Annotated in this window: 12 protein-coding genes; 5 read left to right on the top strand and 7 right to left on the bottom strand. The window is 72.1% G+C overall.

The genetic code is table 11. The features are described 5' to 3' along the window. The first annotated feature begins 141 nt into the window (after positions 1-141). Together PX701_RS08885 and PX701_RS08890 are read left to right on the top strand one after the other, a co-directional pair. Positions 142-4,557, top strand: coding sequence for a LamG-like jellyroll fold domain-containing protein (locus PX701_RS08885; protein ID WP_275506079.1), 4,416 nt, complete (start codon positions 142-144; stop codon positions 4,555-4,557). Between the two features lie 28 nt (positions 4,558-4,585). Beyond that, positions 4,586-5,968 (top strand): HupE/UreJ family protein, encoded by a 1,383-nt coding sequence (locus tag PX701_RS08890; RefSeq protein WP_275506080.1) that lies wholly within the window; start codon positions 4,586-4,588, stop codon positions 5,966-5,968. 22 nt (positions 5,969-5,990) lie between these two features. Here PX701_RS08890 and PX701_RS08895 read toward each other — a convergent pair whose 3' ends face one another. The 5 genes from PX701_RS08895 to PX701_RS08915 form a co-directional block, all read right to left on the bottom strand. Beyond that, positions 5,991-7,034, bottom strand: a complete 1,044-nt coding sequence (locus PX701_RS08895; RefSeq protein WP_275506081.1) for a LacI family DNA-binding transcriptional regulator — start codon at positions 7,032-7,034, stop codon at positions 5,991-5,993. A 119-nt stretch (positions 7,035-7,153) separates the two neighbouring features. Further along, the gene (locus PX701_RS08900; RefSeq protein ID WP_275506082.1) at positions 7,154-8,611 is read right to left on the bottom strand and encodes a glycoside hydrolase family 1 protein; all 1,458 of its coding nucleotides are present in this window, start codon (positions 8,609-8,611) and stop codon (positions 7,154-7,156) included. Positions 8,612-8,637: 26 nt separating this feature from the next. Continuing rightward, entirely contained in the window at positions 8,638-9,534 is an 897-nt protein-coding gene (locus tag PX701_RS08905; RefSeq protein ID WP_231428943.1) for a carbohydrate ABC transporter permease, read from the bottom strand. Next, positions 9,531-10,703 (bottom strand): carbohydrate ABC transporter permease, encoded by a 1,173-nt coding sequence (locus tag PX701_RS08910; RefSeq protein ID WP_231428942.1) that lies wholly within the window; start codon positions 10,701-10,703, stop codon positions 9,531-9,533. The genes PX701_RS08905 and PX701_RS08910 overlap by 4 nt, the downstream gene beginning before the upstream one ends. Before the next feature lie 70 nt (positions 10,704-10,773). Continuing rightward, positions 10,774-12,093, bottom strand: coding sequence for an ABC transporter substrate-binding protein (locus PX701_RS08915; protein ID WP_231428941.1), 1,320 nt, complete (start codon positions 12,091-12,093; stop codon positions 10,774-10,776). A gap of 213 nt (positions 12,094-12,306) precedes the next feature. Here PX701_RS08915 and PX701_RS08920 point away from each other — a divergent pair, with 213 nt between their 5' ends. Continuing rightward, positions 12,307-13,119, top strand: a complete 813-nt coding sequence (locus tag PX701_RS08920) for a M15 family metallopeptidase (protein ID WP_275506083.1) — start codon at positions 12,307-12,309, stop codon at positions 13,117-13,119. Further along, the gene (locus PX701_RS08925) at positions 13,119-14,453 is read left to right on the top strand and encodes an MFS transporter (RefSeq protein ID WP_275506084.1); all 1,335 of its coding nucleotides are present in this window, start codon (positions 13,119-13,121) and stop codon (positions 14,451-14,453) included. The genes PX701_RS08920 and PX701_RS08925 overlap by 1 nt, the downstream gene beginning before the upstream one ends. Here PX701_RS08925 and PX701_RS08930 read toward each other — a convergent pair. Both PX701_RS08930 and PX701_RS08935 read right to left on the bottom strand, forming a co-directional pair. Then, entirely contained in the window at positions 14,422-15,432 is a 1,011-nt protein-coding gene (locus tag PX701_RS08930; RefSeq protein ID WP_275506085.1) for a DUF1648 domain-containing protein, read from the bottom strand. The genes PX701_RS08925 and PX701_RS08930 overlap by 32 nt on opposite strands. Next, a complete protein-coding gene (locus PX701_RS08935) occupies positions 15,429-15,779 on the bottom strand; it encodes a GntR family transcriptional regulator (RefSeq protein WP_231428937.1) in 351 nt (116 codons plus the stop codon). The genes PX701_RS08930 and PX701_RS08935 overlap by 4 nt, the downstream gene beginning before the upstream one ends. Before the next feature lie 216 nt (positions 15,780-15,995). Between PX701_RS08935 and PX701_RS08940 the strand changes: the two genes are divergently transcribed. Next, entirely contained in the window at positions 15,996-17,543 is a 1,548-nt protein-coding gene (locus PX701_RS08940) for an amidase domain-containing protein (RefSeq protein ID WP_275506086.1), read from the top strand. Positions 17,544-17,545 lie beyond the last annotated feature (2 nt).

Consider the following 17,545-nt stretch of genomic DNA (forward strand, 5'->3'; position numbering starts at 1 on the left):
ACGTTCACCCGGCGGCCACCTCGGCTCGGTTTCGTGGCACCGTTCCGGCCCAGGTCACTCGAAGGACATATCGTGTCGCAGCCCGCCGTCCCCCCGTCCGATTCCGCCGTTCCCCGCCGATCCCGGCGTCGGTCGGCCCTCGTGGTCACCTCCGTCGCCGCCGCGACGCTGCTCCTCACCGGCATCGCCGCCGCGCCTGCCCAGGCGCAGGCCGCGCCCGCCACCACCGCATCGGCCGTCGCGCCGTCGAACGGCGACGCCGAGTCGGCCGCCACCGCAGCGGGCGCGGCCGACGCGCCCGTCGCCATCGCCGGCCCGACCGACGCCGTCGTCGGCGACACCGTCGTCTTCACCGGCGGGGCCGGTGCGGCCGGCGACCTCGTCGTCTCGGTCACGAGCCCCGACGGCGTCGTGGCCGCTGTGAGCCCGGGCGACGACGGCGCCTACCGCTTCGTGCCCGCCGTCGCGGGCGAGTACACGGTCGCCTTCACCGTCACCGATGCCGAGGGCGGCATCACCGAGGAGACGCGCACCGTCACGGTCGGCGGAGATGCGACCCGGGCCCCGGCCGGTGCGCCGGCGTCCGAGGAGCCCGCCGCCGAGGCGTCCGGGCCGTCGTCGACCGAGTCGGTCGTCGAAGCCCCTGCGACCGCCGACGGCGAGCCCGACATCCGCTTCGCGGCGATCGGCGACATCCACAACAACTGGAGCGAGCTCGCCGAGGCGTACGACTTCTGGGCCGCCGAGAACGTCGGCACCGCCCTCTTCGTGGGCGACCTGACGAATACCGCGACCGCGAGCGAGTACGCCGGGCTGAAGTCGACGATCGACTCGAAGGCCGGCCTCGGCATCGACCTCGTCGCCTCGCTCGGCAACCACGACGTCAGCGCGATCTCGTCGTACGACCTGTTCACCCAGGCCACCGGCGGCCAGAAGCCGAACGCCGACTACACGATCGACGGCTACCACTTCATCACCGTCTCGCCGGGTGCCGGCACGCTCGACCCCGTCACGGGCAAGCCGTCGTCGGCGAGCTCGGGCAACTACGCCTACGCCGCCTCGTGGCTGCAGCAGCGACTCGCGGCCGCCACGGCCGAGGACCCGACGAAGCCCGTCATGGTGCTCGTGCACCACCCGCTGCAGTGCACGCACTACGTCTCGAACGAGTGGTACGGCACGGGCCTCTCGAGCGGTTGCGGCAACACCCTGCAGTCGGTCTTCGACGACTTCCCGCAGGCGGTCGTCTGGGGCGGGCACATCCACACGCCGCAGAACATCCCGACGTCGGTCTGGCAGGGCCAGGAGAACCGTGCCGGCGACAAGGCCGACAAGGGCTTCACGACCGTCAATGCACCGCCGCTCGCGTACTACGAGTTCGAGTCGGGCGTCGTGGGCACGAGCCCGACGAGCCGATCGAACGACACGACGCCCGACGACGCGGGCAACAACCGCCAGACGGCGGTCGTCGAGATCACCGGCTCGAAGGTCACGATCAGGAACTACGACCTGCTCGCCGATCAGTGGATCGACCAGACGTGGACGTGGGACGTCGCCGACTCGGTCGACACGACGAAGACGTACGACGAGCGCTTCCCGCTCAACAACACCCACCGCGCGAGCCTCTCGAAGGCGCCCGAGTGGAAGGCGGGCTCCGCGGTGACGGTCGACGGCATCGGCGAGGACAAGGCGATGGTCGCGTTCCCGCAGGCCGTGCCCGCTCCGAACACCGTGCAGGACATCGTGCACAAGTACCGCTACACGACGGTCGACGTCGCGACCGGGCAGACCGTGAACACCTTCCTGCAGTGGTCGGGGTTCTACAACCTGCCGATGCCGACGAGCCGCAACCACGAGGTGTGGAACCTGCGCCCGTCGCGACAGTACGAGGTGCGGGTCACCCCGATCAACGCGTGGGGCAAGGAGGGTACGGCGCTCACGGCGCGGTTCACGACGACCGGCTCGACCGGCCCGGTCGAGCCGCCGTTCGACCCCGAGAAGCTCACCTTCGACGACCTGCGCGAGCAGGTGCCGACCGCCGATCTCCTCGATGTCGGCTTCGCCGACGGCAAGGCCGCGGATGCCTCGCCGAAGGCGTGGACCCTCACCGCAGGCGGCGCTGCCCGAGTCGCGGACGACGCCGACCTCGGCGCACAGGTCGCGGTCGGTGAGCAGGACGCGGCCACCGCGTTCAAGACCGCGCCCTGGAGCGACGCCGACTACGCGAAGCTGCAGGACGGCTTCACGATCGACGCGACGTTCAAGCTCGACGCGATCGACAAGCCCGTCGGCGGATACGTCGACGTGTTCGGCGGCATGCAGGGCGGCGGCGTCGGCCTCGAGGCGGTGCGAACGGCGTCGGCCACGACGTACGAGCTCGGATTCTGGTATTCGAGCCCTCGTCCGTCGGTCGAGCTGGAGTACGGCACCTGGTACCACGTGACCGGCTGGTACGACGGCACCGACGCCCGCCTCTACGTGAACGGTATCAGGGCGGTGACCACGGAGGACGTCTCGTTCCCGGTCAAGCCGAGCAACACCGCGGCGCGCTACATGGCGATCGGCGGCGACGCGAACGCGAGCGGCACCCTCGACGACGCGACGCTCGACGGCCGCATCGCCGGCGTCGAGATCTACAGCACGCCGCTGAGCGACAAGAACGTCTACCGCGTCGCGAACCGCGAGCTCAAGCTCATCGACGCCACGCCGCCGCAGGTCGAGGCCGAGCGCCCGGCGCCCGGTGCCTCCGCGGTCGTCGGTCGGCCCTACATCGCCCCGGCGCCGCAGGCGGTCGACAACTCGGGCCGGGTGAAGGTCGCCGTCGAGGTGACCGACCCGACGGGTGGTGTCGTCGAGGTGGCGCGCACCGACGACGGCCGGTACACGTTCACGCCGAGCGTGGCGGGCGCGCACACGCTCGCCTACGTCGTCACCGACGCGGCCGCCCGCCAGTCGCAGGCTTCGTTCACCGTGACCGCGGCGAACGGATCGGCCGAGCTGGCCCGACTCCTCGAGCCGCTCCCCGCGGCCGACCTGCTCGATCTCGACTACGTCGGCGGCAGGCCCGTCGACCGGTCGCCGCGGGCGCACGCCATCACCGCCGGCAACGCGCCGATCGCGGTCGACGCCGCACTCGGCACCGAGGTCGCGACGTTCACCGGCAGCTCCGCCCAGGGCTCGCGCATCGCATGGTCCGACGGCGACTACGCCGAGACCGAGGACGGCTTCACGATCGAGTCGGTCGTCAAGGTGCCCGCGATCACGACCGAGCGCGACATGATCTCGAACACGCAGAGTGCGGGGCAGGGCCTCGAGATGCTGCCCGGCACGCAGCCGGGCAAGGTCTCGCCCGAGCTGTGGGTGCGCGTCGGCGGCAAGTACGTCGTCGCCCGTGCCGAGAACGCCGTCACCGCCGGGCAGTGGTCGCACATCGCGGCGACGTACGACGCCGCGTCGGGAGCACTGCGCGTGTTCGTCGACGGCCGCGAGGCCGGCACGGCCACCGCGACGGGCGGCGGCAAGGTGCAGAACCCGACGGGCGCAGCACGGTCGTTCGTCGTCGGCGGAGACATCTCGTCGTCGGGCACGGTCGAGTACCCCTTCGAGGGCACCATCTCGACGGCGAAGATCTTCGGCGAGCCGCTCGCGGCCGCATCGGTCGAGCGCCTCGCCGCGCACGCCCTGACGAGCAACGACACGACGCCGCCGCTCGTCGAGGTCGACCCCGCGCCCGCCGCGACCGCGACGGTCGGCACCGAGTACACGGTGCCCGCCGGCCTCGCGGGCGACGACTCGGGCTCGGTCGAGCTCACGATCACGGCGTCGGGGCCCATCGGCGAGGACGTGCCGCTCGAGCCGGGCACGATCGTGCCCCCGGCCGCCGGTGCGTACACGTTGCGGTACCTCGCGGTCGACGCCGCCGGCAACGACACCGCGGCCGAGTTCGACGTCACCGTCGAGGAGCCCGCGCCGGTCGCCACCGTGCAGCCGAGCGTCTCGGGAACCGCCGAGGTCGGCGGCATCCTCTTCGCGAAGCCGGGCGAGTGGGACGCCGAGGGCCTCGCCTTCGCCTACCGCTGGACGGCGGACGGTGAGGAGCTCGCGGGAGAGACCGGCGCGCAGCTGCAGGTCGACGGATCGCTCAACGGCGCCGAGATCGCGGTGACCGTGACGGCGAGCCGCCCGAACAGCGCCGACGGCACGGCGACCTCGAAGGATGTCGCGATCGCAGAGCTGCCGACCTGGCGCGCCGACCGCGCGTACGTCGCCGGCGACCGGGTGCTCCATGACGGCCGCGTGTTCGTCGCGCAGTGGTGGACCAAGGGGGCGACGCCCGGGGCGACCGCGAAGAACGGCAAGGTGAACGGCGCCTGGGCCGAGCAGGGGGTCGAGGTGAGCACCGCGAAGGGCATCGTGCGGGCCTGGACCGCGTCGTGGGTCTACACCGGCGGCGAGACCGTCGAGCACGAGGGGCGCCTCTATCGCGCCAAGTGGTGGACCCGCGGCGAGGTGCCCGGCACCGCGAAGCACCCGGCCTGGGCGGACCTCGGTGCGGCCTGAACCACGCCGCAGGGGGAGCGCGCGCCTCGTGCGTGCGCTCCTCTGCGCGGTCGCCGCGGTCGGGTCACTCGCGTCGGCCGTGCTCGCCCCGGCCGACCCGGCGGCCGCGCACAGCTACGCCGCGACCGTCTTCGCCGACGTCACCGAGCCCGAGCCCGGCCTCGTGCGGACCGTGCTCGAGATCGAGTACGTGCTGCTCGCGACCGACGGCGCGCGGGCGATGGACGACGCCGGGTTCGAGGCCGACGCGTACGCCGACGTGCAGGCGTCGGGCCGCGATCCCCGGAAGCTCACGACCGAGGTGCTCGAGCGCCACTCCGACACGGTGCTCGGGTACGTCCTGCCGCGGTACTCGGTCGCGGTCGAGGGGGATGACTCGGCTGGGGCGGCCTGCCCGAACACCCTCGTCGAACCGTTCGCGATCACGATCCGCGACGGCGTGCCGCACGCCCGGCTCGTGATCGACGCCGACTGCCGGTCTGAGGTCGGCGCGGCCGCCGCCGTCTACCGGATCGGCACCGAGCTGTTCCCGGGAACGGCACCGGGCGGCAGGACGACCACGATCGTCAGCTACGACCTCGGCTCGGGAGCCGGTGTCGCGAACCTCGACACCGACACGAGCCCGACGATGACGACGACGCAGGACTGGGGCTCGCGGATGGGCGAGTTCCTGATCCTCGGCGCCGAGCACCTGCTCTTCGGACCCGACCACCTGCTGTTCCTGCTCGCCCTCATCGTCGGTGCGAGGCGCCTGCGCGACATCGTCGTGGTCGCGACGGCATTCACGGTGGCGCACTCGATGACGTTCATCGCCGCCGCGCTCGGGCTCGTGAGCGTGCCGCCCGCGTTCGTCGAGCCGGTCATCGCGTTCTCGATCGCCGCCGTCGCGCTCTGGAGCGTCTGGGCGTCGCGACGCGGCCGGGGAGGTCTGGACGGCCTGCTGAGACGGCGCGGGAACGCGGCGAGCACCGGGGAGGTCGCTGCGGCCGCAGGAGCCCGGCCGGGCGCCACCCCGAACCCGGGCGGCGCCTCGGGCTCCGGCCCGCGCGGGGGCCTCGCCCTCCGCGAGCGCACGGCCGTGACGGTGCTGCCGACGGTGCTCGCGCCGCCCCGCGGGTTCTCGCGCGAGGACTGGGTGCGGGTCGCGGTGGTCTTCGTCTTCGGGCTCGTGCACGGCGTCGGCTTCGCGGGTGCGCTCGGCATCGACGAGCCGTTCTCGTGGGGCCTGCTCGGCGCTCTGCTCGTGTTCAACGTGGGCATCGAGCTGACCCAGCTCGTGCTCATCGCCGTGACGTTCCCGCTCATCGTGCTGCTGCGTCGCCGGCTGCCGGGCTCGCCGCTCTGGATCGAGCTCGGGGTCGCCGCGGTCGGGCTCTTCTGGTTCGTCGAGCGGCTGCTCGCCGGGGCCTGACCGGTGCCGAGGGCGCCGGGGCCTACGCCGACTCGCGCACCACGAGGCGCGTCGGCAGGATCGTCTGCTTCGGCACGTCGTCGTCGCCCGAGATGAGGCGGATGAGCAGCTCCGCCATCGTGCGGCCCTGCTCCTCCGACGGCTGGGCGACGGTCGTCAGCGGCACGGCGGTGCGGGTCGCGACGGGACTGTCGTCGAAGCCGACCACGGCCACGTCGTCGGGCACGCGCAGGCCGCGCTCGGCGAGCACGGCGAGGGCGCCGCTCGCCATCAGGTCGCTCGCGACGAACAACGCGTCGATGCCGGGGCCGTCGCTCCCGCGTGCGGAAGCGCCGACCCGGTCGAGCAGCCGACGGGTCGCGGCCGCGGCGCCCTCGGCGGTGAAGTCGCCCGACTCGACGAGGTCGTCGGGCAGCCCGGCCGCGCTGACCGCCGCACGGAACCCGTCGAGCCGGTCGACGCCCGCGCGCATGTCGAGTGGACCGGTGATCGACCCGATGCGACGCCGGCCGAGATCGATGAGGTGGCGCGTGCCGACCTCGGCCGCCGCCTCGTTGTCGACGTCGACGTAGGTCGCGCCCTCGACGAGCCCGTCGACCGGGCGGCCGCCGAAGACGAGCGGCACCGTCGAATCGGCGAGCACGATCTCGTCGCCCGTGTGGTGCGAGATCACGAGGGCGCCGTCGACGACGCCCGACTCGAGGTAGGCACGCGTCTTGTGCCGCGGATCGCTCGAGGCGACGAGCAGGTTGAGCACGTAGTCGCTGTCGTCGATGCGGCTCATGATGCCCTTGACGATCTCGGCGAAGTACGGGTCGCCGAAGAACGTCGTGACGTCTTCGGGCACGACGAGCGCGATCGCGTTCGACGAGCGGCTGGCGAGCGAGCGGGCCGCCCGGTTCGGCACGTAGCGCAGGCGCTTGACCGCGTCGTTGACCGCTGCGGCGACCTCGGGGCTCACCTTCGGCGAGCCGTTGACGACGCGGCTCACCGTCGCCCGCGACACTCCCGCGACGCGTGCGACCATCTCGAGCGTGGGGGCACCCCCCGAGGCATCCTTCGCCATGTCGTCAGTCTAGGTCGCGTGGCGCCGCGGCCCGCGGTCTCGATACGCGCTGCGCGCTCCTCGACCGGCGGGTGCGTGGTCTCGATGCGGCGCCGCGCGCCCGCTCGGCCGGCCGGCCATCACAGCGCCCGGTCGCGGATGACGCGGGCGTACGCGTGCCCGCTGCGCTTGACCGTGCGTTCCTGGGTGTCGTAGTCGACCCGCACGATGCCGAACCGCTTCGCATACCCCCACGCCCACTCGAAGTTGTCGAGCAGCGACCAGTAGAAGTACCCGTTGACCGGCACCCCCTGCTCGATCGCGTCGAGGATCGCCGCGAGGTGCGCGCGCACGAACGACTCGCGGTCGGCGTCGTCGACGACGGCGGCGCCGCCGGAGGTCGACACGACATCGTCGTACGCCGCGCCGTTCTCGGTGACGTAGAGCTCGACCCCGGCCGCGGCCGCGTATTCCTCCCAGATGCGGCGCAGCAGTCGGGTGAGCCCCTCGGGCTGCACCTCCCAGTTCTGCGCCGTGCGCGGCAGGCCGCGCTCGACGTTGTAGAGGTCGCGAGCGACCGGGTACGGGCTGCGGGTCGGGCGCGGGTTGCCGGGGGCGCTCGGCACCGGGGTGTCGGCCGGAGCCGGCGGCGTCGCCGAGACGAGGTCTCCGTGGTAGTAGTTGACGCCGAGCGCGTCGATCGGCGTCGAGATCAGCTCGAGGTCGCCGTCGCGCACGGCCGCCTCGAACCGGTCGACGGCCGCGGCATCCGACTCGCGGATGTCGGCGACGATGTCGGCCGGGTAGCTCGCCCGGAACAGCGGGTCGAGGAACCATCGGTTGAACTGCCCGTCGAGCCGGCGCACCGCGTCGAGGTCGCGGGGATCGCTCGGGTCGGCGGGGTCGGCGACCGTGTGGTTGAGCGTGATGCCGAGGTCGAGCCCGGCGTCGCGACTCCGCAGCTCGCGCACCACCTGACCGTGGCCGAGCAGCAGGTGATGCGCGGCGAGCAGGCCCTCGGCGATGCTCTGATGCCCCGGCGCGTGCTCGCCGCCGGTGTACGAGAGGAACGAGGCGCACCACGGCTCGTTGAGCGTGGTCCACGCGGTCACCCGGTCGCCGAGCACGTCGTGCAGCGAGAGCGCGTACTCGGTGAACCGGTCGCTCGTCTCGCGCACCGTCCAGCCGCCGCGCTCCTGGAGCGCCTGCGGCAGGTCCCAGTGGTAGAGCGTGAGCCACGGCTTGATGCCGGCGCCGAGCAGCTCGTCGACCAGCCTCGAGTAGAAGTCGACGCCCGCGGGGTTCACGGGGCCGCCGTCGGGGCGCACCCGCGACCACGACGCCGAGAAGCGGTACGTCTGCAGTCCGAGCTCGCGCATGAGCGCGACATCCTGCGGCATGCGGTGGTAGTGGTCGCACGCGACGTCGCCGTGGTCGCCGCCGATCACCGCGCCGGGCACCCGGCAGAACGCGTCCCAGATCGAGGCGGTGCGGCCGTCTTCGAACGCGGCGCCCTCGATCTGGTAGGCGGCGGTCGCCGCACCGAACAGGAAGGTCTCGGGGAACGCGCGCGCCGGGGCCGTCGACGTGTCGGTCATGGACAGGTCCTCTCGAAGTCCGATGGTCATCCCTTGACTGCTCCTGCCATGATCCCTGAAATGAGTTGCTTGCCGGCGATGATGAAGAGAATCAGCAGCGGCAGCGTCGCGAGCACCGCGCCCGCGAGCACCACCGAGTAGTCGACGTAGCGGGCCGACTGCAGCTGGCTCAGCGCCACCTGCAGGGTCGGGTTCTGCGGCACGACGAGCAGCGGCCAGAGGTAGTCGGTCCACGCCGTCATGAAGGTGAAGAGCCCGAGGATCGCCATCGCCGGGCGGGCGGCCGGCACGCCGACGTGCCAGAACGTGCTGATCATCGACGCCCCGTCGACGCGCGCCGCCTCGATGAGCTCGTCGGGGATGACGTCGACCAGGTACTGCCGCATGAAGAACACGCCGAACGCGGTCACGAGCGTCGGCACGATCACGGCGCCGAGCGTGCCCGTCCAGCCGAACTGCTTCATGAGCATGAACAGCGGGATGATGCCGAGCTGGGTCGGCACCGCGAGCGTCGCGATCACGAACACCATGAGCCCCTCGCGGCCGCGGAACCGCAGCTTCGCGAACGCGTAGCCGGCGAGCGTCGAGAAGCTCACGACCGAGAGCGTGATGACGCTCGCGACGATGATCGAGTTGCCGAGCGCGAGCCAGAACGGCACGGTGTCGAGCACCTCGCCGACGTTGGTCCAGAACTGGCCGCCCGGCAGGAGCGGCGGCCAGGTGTCGGTGAGCGCCGACTTGTCGCTCGAGCCGATGACGAACGACCAGTACAGCGGGTACGCCCCGGCGACGAAGAAGACGCCGAGCAGCGTGTAGGTGAGCCAGCCCGGGCGGCGCTCGATGCCGAGCGAGCGCCTGCGGGGTGCGTCGTACCGCGCGGGCTTGATCGCGTCGCGGGTGACGACGGCCTTCGTGGCGGTCATGCGCGTTCCTCCGGACGTGGTTCGTCGAGATCTGGGTCGTCGAGCATCGGCTCGGCCACCATGGCCCCGGTCACGCCTCCGGCGCCGACCCGGGCGGTGAGGGCGGATGCCTCGGCGCGCGCCGCGGCGTGGGCGTCGAGCCTGCGTCGGGTGCTGCGCTTCGTGCGCTTCGCCTCGGCTCCCGCGATGCGCCGCGAGAGCCAGAAGTTCACGAGCCCGATCGCGACGATGATGAGGAAGAGCAGCCATGCGACGGCCGAGGCCTTGCCGAAGTCCTGCCGGTTGAAGGCGAGGTCCCAGAGGTAGAGCACGGTCGTCTGGTACTGCCGTTGCGGCCCGCCGGGCACGGAGCTCGTCGCGTTGAAGAGCTTCGGCTCCGTGAAGATCTGCAGGCCGCCGATCGTCGCCGTGATGATGACGAAGACGATCGTGGGCTTGATGCTCGGGATCGTGACCGAGAAGAAGCGGCGCACGGCGCCGGCGCCGTCGATGGCGGCGGCCTCGTGGATGTCCTTCGGCACGGCCTGCATCGCCGCGAGCAGGATGAGCGCGTTGTAGCCCGTCCAGCGCCAGTTGACCATGGTCGCGATCGCGATGTGGCTCGGGAGGGTCTCGGTCTTCCACATCACGGGATCGGCGCCGATCGTCGTGAGGAGGTTGTTGATGAGGCCGTACTTCTCGCCGAAGACGTTGCTGAAGATGAGGGTGACGGCGACGGGCGTCACGACGTAGGGGAGGATGACCGACAGGCGCCAGAAGGTCTTGGCGCGGATGTTCTGGTCGAGCACGGCGGCGATGACGATCGCCGCGATGAGCTGCGGCACCGCCGAGAGCAGGAAGATGCTGAACGTGTTGAACAGCGAGTTCCAGAACAGCGGGTCCTGGAGCTCCGCGGCGAAGTTCTCGAGGCCGACCCACTCGCCCGGGCCGGTGAGCAGGTTCCAGTCGTTCAGCGACACCACGAAGGTGTAGCCGAGGGGGAACAGCCCGACGAGTCCGAACAGCACGAAGAACGGCGCGATGTAGAGGTAGGGGGAGTACCTCACGTCCCAGCGGCTGAGGCGCTGCCGGGTGGTGAGTGCGGTGCGGTGCGCGGTGCGGTCGTGCTTCGCGCCGCCCGAGGGCGTGGGGGATGCCGCCTCCGCCGGCGGCGTGATGGTCGAAGTCATTCGGGGTTCCTCTCGTGAGGCGGGCCCTTCGGAGCGTTCCGAAGGGCCCGCGTTCACTTCGCCGGTCGGACTACTGCTGGACCAGCTGGTCGAGGAGGTCGAGCGCGTGCTGCCACGCGGTCGGGCCGTCGGCCTTGCCCGAGTCGAGCTCCTGGATCGAGGGGCCGAAGACCTGCTCCTGGATCACCGAGTCGTCCGGTCCCTTGTACTGGGCCACGACACCTTCGGCACGCGAGCCGAGGATCTCGCCGACCGGTGCGTCGTTGAAGAACGCGGTCAGTTCGCTCTCGCCGGTCACTCCGGCGTCGGCCTGCGCCTCGACGTTCGAGGGGAACGTTCCGGCGGCCTGGAAGGCCGCGACCTGCGACTGCGCGTTCGTCAGGTACTCGGCGAGCTCGGCCGCCTCCTTCGGGTGCTTCGAGGTGGTCGGCACCGTCAGGAACGCGCCGCCCCAGTTGGCCGCGCCGCCGGGGAAGACGTCGGCGAAGTCCCAGCCGGTCGTGGCGTCGCCGCCGCCGGCCTCGACCTGGCCCTTGACCACGCCGAGCATCCAGCCCGGGCAGACGAAGGTCGCGAACGAGCCGTCGGTGAACGCCTTGCCCCCGCCCCAGTCCCACTGGGTCTGGTTCGACGAGAGGCCGTCGGCCGCGCCCTGCGCGAGCAGGGCCCATCGGGCCTCGAGCTCGGCGTTGCCCTCGACGTTCAGTTCGCCGTCGGCGGTGTAGTAGCCCTCGGGCAGCTGGTTGACCATCGAGTTCCAGACGAAGCCCGACTGGTCGTAGAACGCCTTGCCGGTCTTGTCGTGATAGGCCTTGCCGACCTCGAAGAACTTCTCCCACGAGGCATCCTCGCCGCCGAAGAGGGCGGCCACGCCTTCGCGGTCGCTCGGCAGGCCGGCCTCCTCGAAGAGCTTGCCGTTGTAGCAGAGGCCCTCGGGGCCGATGTCGGTGCCGTAGCCGATGATGCGCCCGTCGGCGTCGGTGGCCTGCTTCACCTTCCAGTCGACCCACTGGTCGCTGAGGTCGTCGGCGCCGTAGTCGCGCAGGTCGGTGAACGAGTCGCTCACCTGCATGACCTTCGACAGCCAGCCCTCTTCGACGGCCTGCACGTCGGGAAGGCCCGCGCCGGCAGCCTGCTTCGTCTGCCAGTCGGTGAGGGCGTTGCCGCCGGTGTCGATGTTGGTGGCCTTGATGGTGATGCCGGGGTGGTCGGCCTCGTACTGCTCGTACAGGCCCTCGAGGCCCTGGGTGCCGAACGTGGTGACGGTGAGGGTGATGTCCTCGCCCTCGGCGCTCGCGCCACCGCCGGTCGAACAGGCGGTGGCCAGCAGTGCGATGGATGCCGCGCCGGCGATGGCGACGGCGCCCCGGGTGCGTCGTGAAAGCTTCACGGTCACTCCTTTGTGTGCGTGGTCGAATGGGGGATGATGCAGGAACAAGAGAGCGCTCTCTCGCTATTGTGAGAGCGCTCTCACACTTTCGGAAGGTGACTCTACGACGCGATCTCTGCTGCTGTCAAGAGAGCGCTCTCACAGCGCCGCGGCCGCGGTGGGTGTTCGCCGCCCGGGGCGGCGGCGATGCCCGCCGCGCGTAGAATCGGCAGCGTGTCCGAACCCGCAGATCCTCCCGCCGTCGACGAGGCGGTGCAGCGACGGCGCATGACCGTGGCACTCGTGCTCATCGCGATCCTCGCGGCGATCAGCGTCGTCGTGGTCGGCGCGGTCGCCGGAGCCGGTTCGGGCTCGGCCGGCGCCACCGGCGGCGGCCCCGAGGCATCCGGCTCCGCGAGTGCGACGCCGCGGCCGGCGCCGGCGACCGTGCCGCCGCCCGCGAGCGTCGACACCTTCGATCGCACGGCGCACTCGCTCGACGACCCCGCCAGCATCTGGGTCGTCGTCAACCAGGTGCGCCCGCTGAACCCGCAGGACTACGTTCCCGACGACCTCGTCGAGGTGCCCGTCGCGCACAGCTGGGTGCCCGAGATGCGCCAGGAGGCGTCCGACGCGGTCGTCGCGATGTTCGCCGCCGCGGCCGACGAGGCCGACTTCTACCTGGCCTCGAACAGCGCCTACCGCAGCTACGACACGCAGGTCGAGCTCTACGGCGACGGCAGCGACCCGACGACCGCCCCGCCGGGGCACTCCGAGCACCAGACCGGCCTCGCGATGGACATCGGCACCGAGGGCGGCTGCACGTTCGAGTGCATGGACGACTCCGCCGAGGGCGAATGGGTGCGTGCGAACGCCTGGCGATTCGGGTTCATCCTGCGCTACCCCGCCGACAAGGTCGACATCACGGGCTACCCGCACGAGTCGTGGCACTTCCGCTACGTCGGGGTGCCGCTCGCGACCGAGATGCACGAGAAGGGCATCACGACGCTCGAGGAGTTCTTCGGCGTACCGGGCGGCGGCGCCTGATGAGCGATGCGCCGAGCGCACCCGAGCCGACGACGGCGCGGGTGACGCCGGTGCCGCACCGCGGGATCTCGCTGACCGTCCTCATCGTCAACCAGCTGCTCGCGGGCGTCGGCGTCGCCTCGGGCATCGCCGTCGCGGCCCTCCTCGTCGACGAACTCACCGGCGTCGTCGCCCTCGCGGGCTTCGCCCAGTCGTCGAGCGTGCTCGGCGCGGCCATCGCGGCGATCCCGCTCGCGAAGCTCGCCGTCGGGCGTGGGCGGCACGTCGCGCTCGCCACGGGCTACGCGCTCGGATGCCTCGGCGCAGTGCTCGTCATCGGCGCCGCCGTGAGCGGGTTCGTGCCGCTCGTGTTCCTCGGGCTCATGGCGTTCGGGGCCGGCACCGCGGCGGGCCTGCAAGCGCGCTTCGCCGCCACAGAGGTCGCTGCGCCCGGCTTCGAGGCGCGCTCGATGTCGCTCGTGCTGTGGGCGACGACGCTCGGTTCGGTCGCCGGGCCGCTGCTCTCCGACCTCGGCGACACCGTCGGCCAGGCCATCGGGCTGCCGGCGCTCGTCGGCCCCTTCCTGTTCTCGGGTGCCGCGTTCGCGTTCTCCGCGCTGCTCGTCGCGGCGCTCCTGCGCCTGCCGCAGGCCGGGCGGCTCGCGAGCGACGCCGGGGCGGACGAGGCATCCCCGACGCCGACCGGAGCGGCCGGTGCGGGCGGCGCCTCGAAGCCCATCGGATCGTGGCAGGCGATGCGCATCGCCGCGCGCAACCCCCGTGCGCTCTTCGCCATCCTCGCGATCGTCTGCTCGCAGACGGTCATGGTCGGCGTCATGGTGATGACGCCCGTGCACATGATGGCGCATGGGCTCTCGCTGACGGCGGTCGGCGTCGTGCTCAGCATCCACATCGTCGGGATGTACGGCGCCAGCCCCATCGTCGGGTGGCTCGCCGACCGCATCGGGTCGGAGCGGGTGATCTTCATCGGCATCGGGGTGCTCGCCGCTGCGACGCTCATCGGCATCCTCGCGCCGGCCGACGACATGCTGCTCGTGCCGCTCGCGCTCGGCCTGCTCGGACTCGGCTGGTCGTGCGGACTCATCGGCGGCTCGACCCTCGTGACCGACTCCGTCTCGCAGGAGATCCGGGTGCCGTTGCAGGGCGCGACCGATGCGGCGATGAACCTCTCGGCGGCGGTCGCGGCGGCCCTCAGCGGCTTCGTGCTCGGCCTCGGCGGGTTCGCCGGCGTGTGCCTCGTGGGCGCGCTCGTGCTGCTGCCGCTCGTCGTGGCCGGCCTGCGCGCACGGGCTCGCGCCCGCGTCAGTTCCGAGCCCCGCGAACCCGCGAGCTGAGGGCCTCGAGCAGCGCCGCCGCCGTCGCGGCGTCGTCGACGGTCACGGTGAAGCGACGTCCGTCGCGGCGAGTGACCTGCAACGCCTCGCCGGCGCGGAGCACGATGCCGAACGACCCGTTCGGCACGAGCCGCACCCCCCATCCGCCGAAGTCCGCGGTCGGGTTGACCGTCGTGACCGCCGCCGACGCCACATCGTCGAGCGCAACGCCGAACCGCGGCACCCCCGCCGCCGAGGCGACGGTGAGCCCTCGATCGTCGACGCGCACCCGGAAGACGAACGTCGTCGCGGCGAGCAGCACGAGCAGCACGGTGACGCCGAGCATCACCCACCAGGCCGGGGAGCCCGTGGCCGCGACGACGACGGTGCCGAGCGCGAGCGCGACGATGCTCGCGACGATGGCGACCATCGCCGCGCGCGACATCGTGGTCGTGCTCACCCAGACGGCACGCTCGCCCGGGGCGAGTCGGAGCGGTTCGATCGTCCGGGTCGCCCGGGCGCCGGTCGTGACGTTCGGCTGCGCGTACCACCCGGCCGCGCCCGCGACGACGCCGAGGAGGAGCGCGACGAGCATCGGGAGGCCGATGCCCGGGGCGTCGTGCGGATCGGCGAGGCCGCGCTGCAGGCCGAACGACCAGGTCATGCCGACCGTGACGAGCACGGTGGTGGCCAGCGAGGCGGCACCGAGCAGTCGCATCATCGGGCCCCAGTGCCCGTCGCGCGTGCCCGTGAGCATGATCGTCGCGAACAACGCGGTGAGCCCCAGGCCGAGCACGGCGGTGCCGACCGGAACGGTCCACGCCGGGGCGAAGGCGTCGGGCTCGCCGGTGCTGCTCCAGTGCGTCGCGACGGTGGCGGGCATCTCGGGCAGCCAGGCGAGCATGAGCGCGACGGCGACGAGCGTCAGCGCGACCGGGACGGCGCAGCCGACCACGAGGTAGCGGCGGCGGGCGGTGCGGACATCGTCGGATGCGGTCATCGGTACGTCTCCTTCACGAGGGCGGCGAGGGTGTCGGGGGAGAGCCCGAGCTCTTTGGCACGCGCGACGAGCGTCGCGACGTCGTGGTGCAGCTGCGCGAGCGGTTCGACGGCCTCGGTGACCACCGCGCCGCGACCGCGGCGCATGTCGACGAGGCCCTCCTCGCGCAGCGACTGGTAGGCCCGCAGCACCGTGTGGAGGTTCACGCCGAGCGAGGCGGCGACCTCGCGTGCCGAGGGCAGCTTGTCGCCGGCTCGCAGGCGCCCGGCCGCGGCATCCGCCCGCACCGATGCGGCCACCTGGGCGAAGATCGGTGTCTCGCTCGCGGGGTCGACGCGTATCAGCACGGCGGCACTCCTTTCACAACTGTTCTATGACTATTAGAACAGTTGACGACGGGTTCCGCAACGTCGCGTGCAGGGTGTTGGGAGATCGCTCTCATCGTCCTCCCAGAGTTCGAGAGGGTTCCTCACAAACTCGCGTGGTGAGGTTTCGTGTCCCCCGAAACGCCGACCGGAACCCATCCCGTGTTCAAACGAATCTCCAAGACTCCGCCTGCCCCCATGCCGCAGCGCCGGCGCGCGACGTTCCGCGCGCCGGGCGCGATCGACCCCGCACTCCTCGCCGAAGGCGCGGAGGCGACGGTCGACGGCGACGGCGAGGGGGACTCGTTCGAGCACGCGGTGGAACCGGTCGGCATCCGGGAGGACTCGGCCGCGCCCGATACGGCCGAGCCCTCCCGCCCCGCGAAGGCTCGTCGCGGATTCGTGGCCGCGATGCGCGGTCGCGACGCATCGGCCGGTGCCGCAGCGTCCCCCGACGCGGCGCCGGCCGATCCGGAGGCTCCCGACGCCGGGACGCCGCAGGGTCCGGGTTCCGTTCCCCGTAACCCGGGCCCGCCGACGTCCCGTCGCCACGGCGACGGTGCAGTCGGGCCGGCCCACGGGCCCACCCGGCCGACCACGGCCGGCACGGCCGCCACGCCCGACCCGCCCGGTACCGACCCGGGCGACCGCCACCCGCGGCACCGCGCCGACCACGCGCGCAACCGACGCCCGTCGAGCGGTGCGCGCCGGCTCGTCGCGCTCGGCGCGACGACCGCGCTGTTCGGCGTGACCGCCTTCGGCGCCGTCGCCTCGGCGATCGCTCCCGACGGGTCGGCGATCGCCGTGACCGCGGGCGGCGTGCCGGGCTCGACGAGCACCGTCCGCGCGGCATCGCCGGAGGCGGCGGCGGCCCGCGACGAGATCGTCTCGACGGCGGCGCTGGCCGACGAGCGGCCGACCATCACGAGCGGGCTCTCGACCGCGTCGGTGCCCTTCACGGGCGGCACGAAGGTGACCGTGACCGGTGAGGGACTCGACCAGGTCGGCGGGGTGACGGTCGCGGGAACCGCTGCGACGATCGTCGCGGCCGACGAGAGCACCGTGACGTTCGCGGTGCCGGCGACGTCGGCCGACTCGCTCGGCGGCGTCGAGGTGAGCTTCTCGGACGCCGCGGGCAACCCGGTCCCCGTCGAGGCGTCCGCCGCGTCGGTCGCGGCCGGCGTCGACGTGCCGTCGGCGTCGACGAGCGACCTCTCGGGCATCGTCGAGGCGTCGACGAACGAGGCGCCGACCGCGCTCACGCTGAACTACACGACCGACCCCCGCATCGACGCGCAGGTCGGCTACGTGCTCGCCCACTGGAGCGACTACAACTCCGACGCGTACACCGTCCTGAGCGGTGTCGACTGCGCCAACTTCACGAGCCAGTCGCTCATCGCCCGCGGCTGGAAGATGAACGACGGCTGGTACTACGACCACGCGACCGGCGCCATGTCGCCGAGCTGGGCCAGTTCGACCGCGCTCCGGGACTACCTGCTCGGCCGCACCGACCTCGCCACCGCGCTCGACGACTCGCAGCGCGGCCTCGTCAAGGTCGGTGACATCGCCCAGTTCGACTGGGATGACTCGGGCGATCGCGACCACACGGCCGTCGTGACCCGGGTCGTGCACTCGGGCGGCACGACCCGCATCTGGGTCGGCGGCCACACGAAGGACGCCGACTACTGGGACGTCGACGAGGCGCTCGCGTCGGGCGGCTCGGTCACCTACTTCTCGCTGAAGTAGGC

It is taken from the genome of Agromyces chromiiresistens, assembly GCF_029167465.1.
Taxonomy (GTDB): Bacteria; Actinomycetota; Actinomycetes; order Actinomycetales; family Microbacteriaceae; genus Agromyces; species Agromyces chromiiresistens.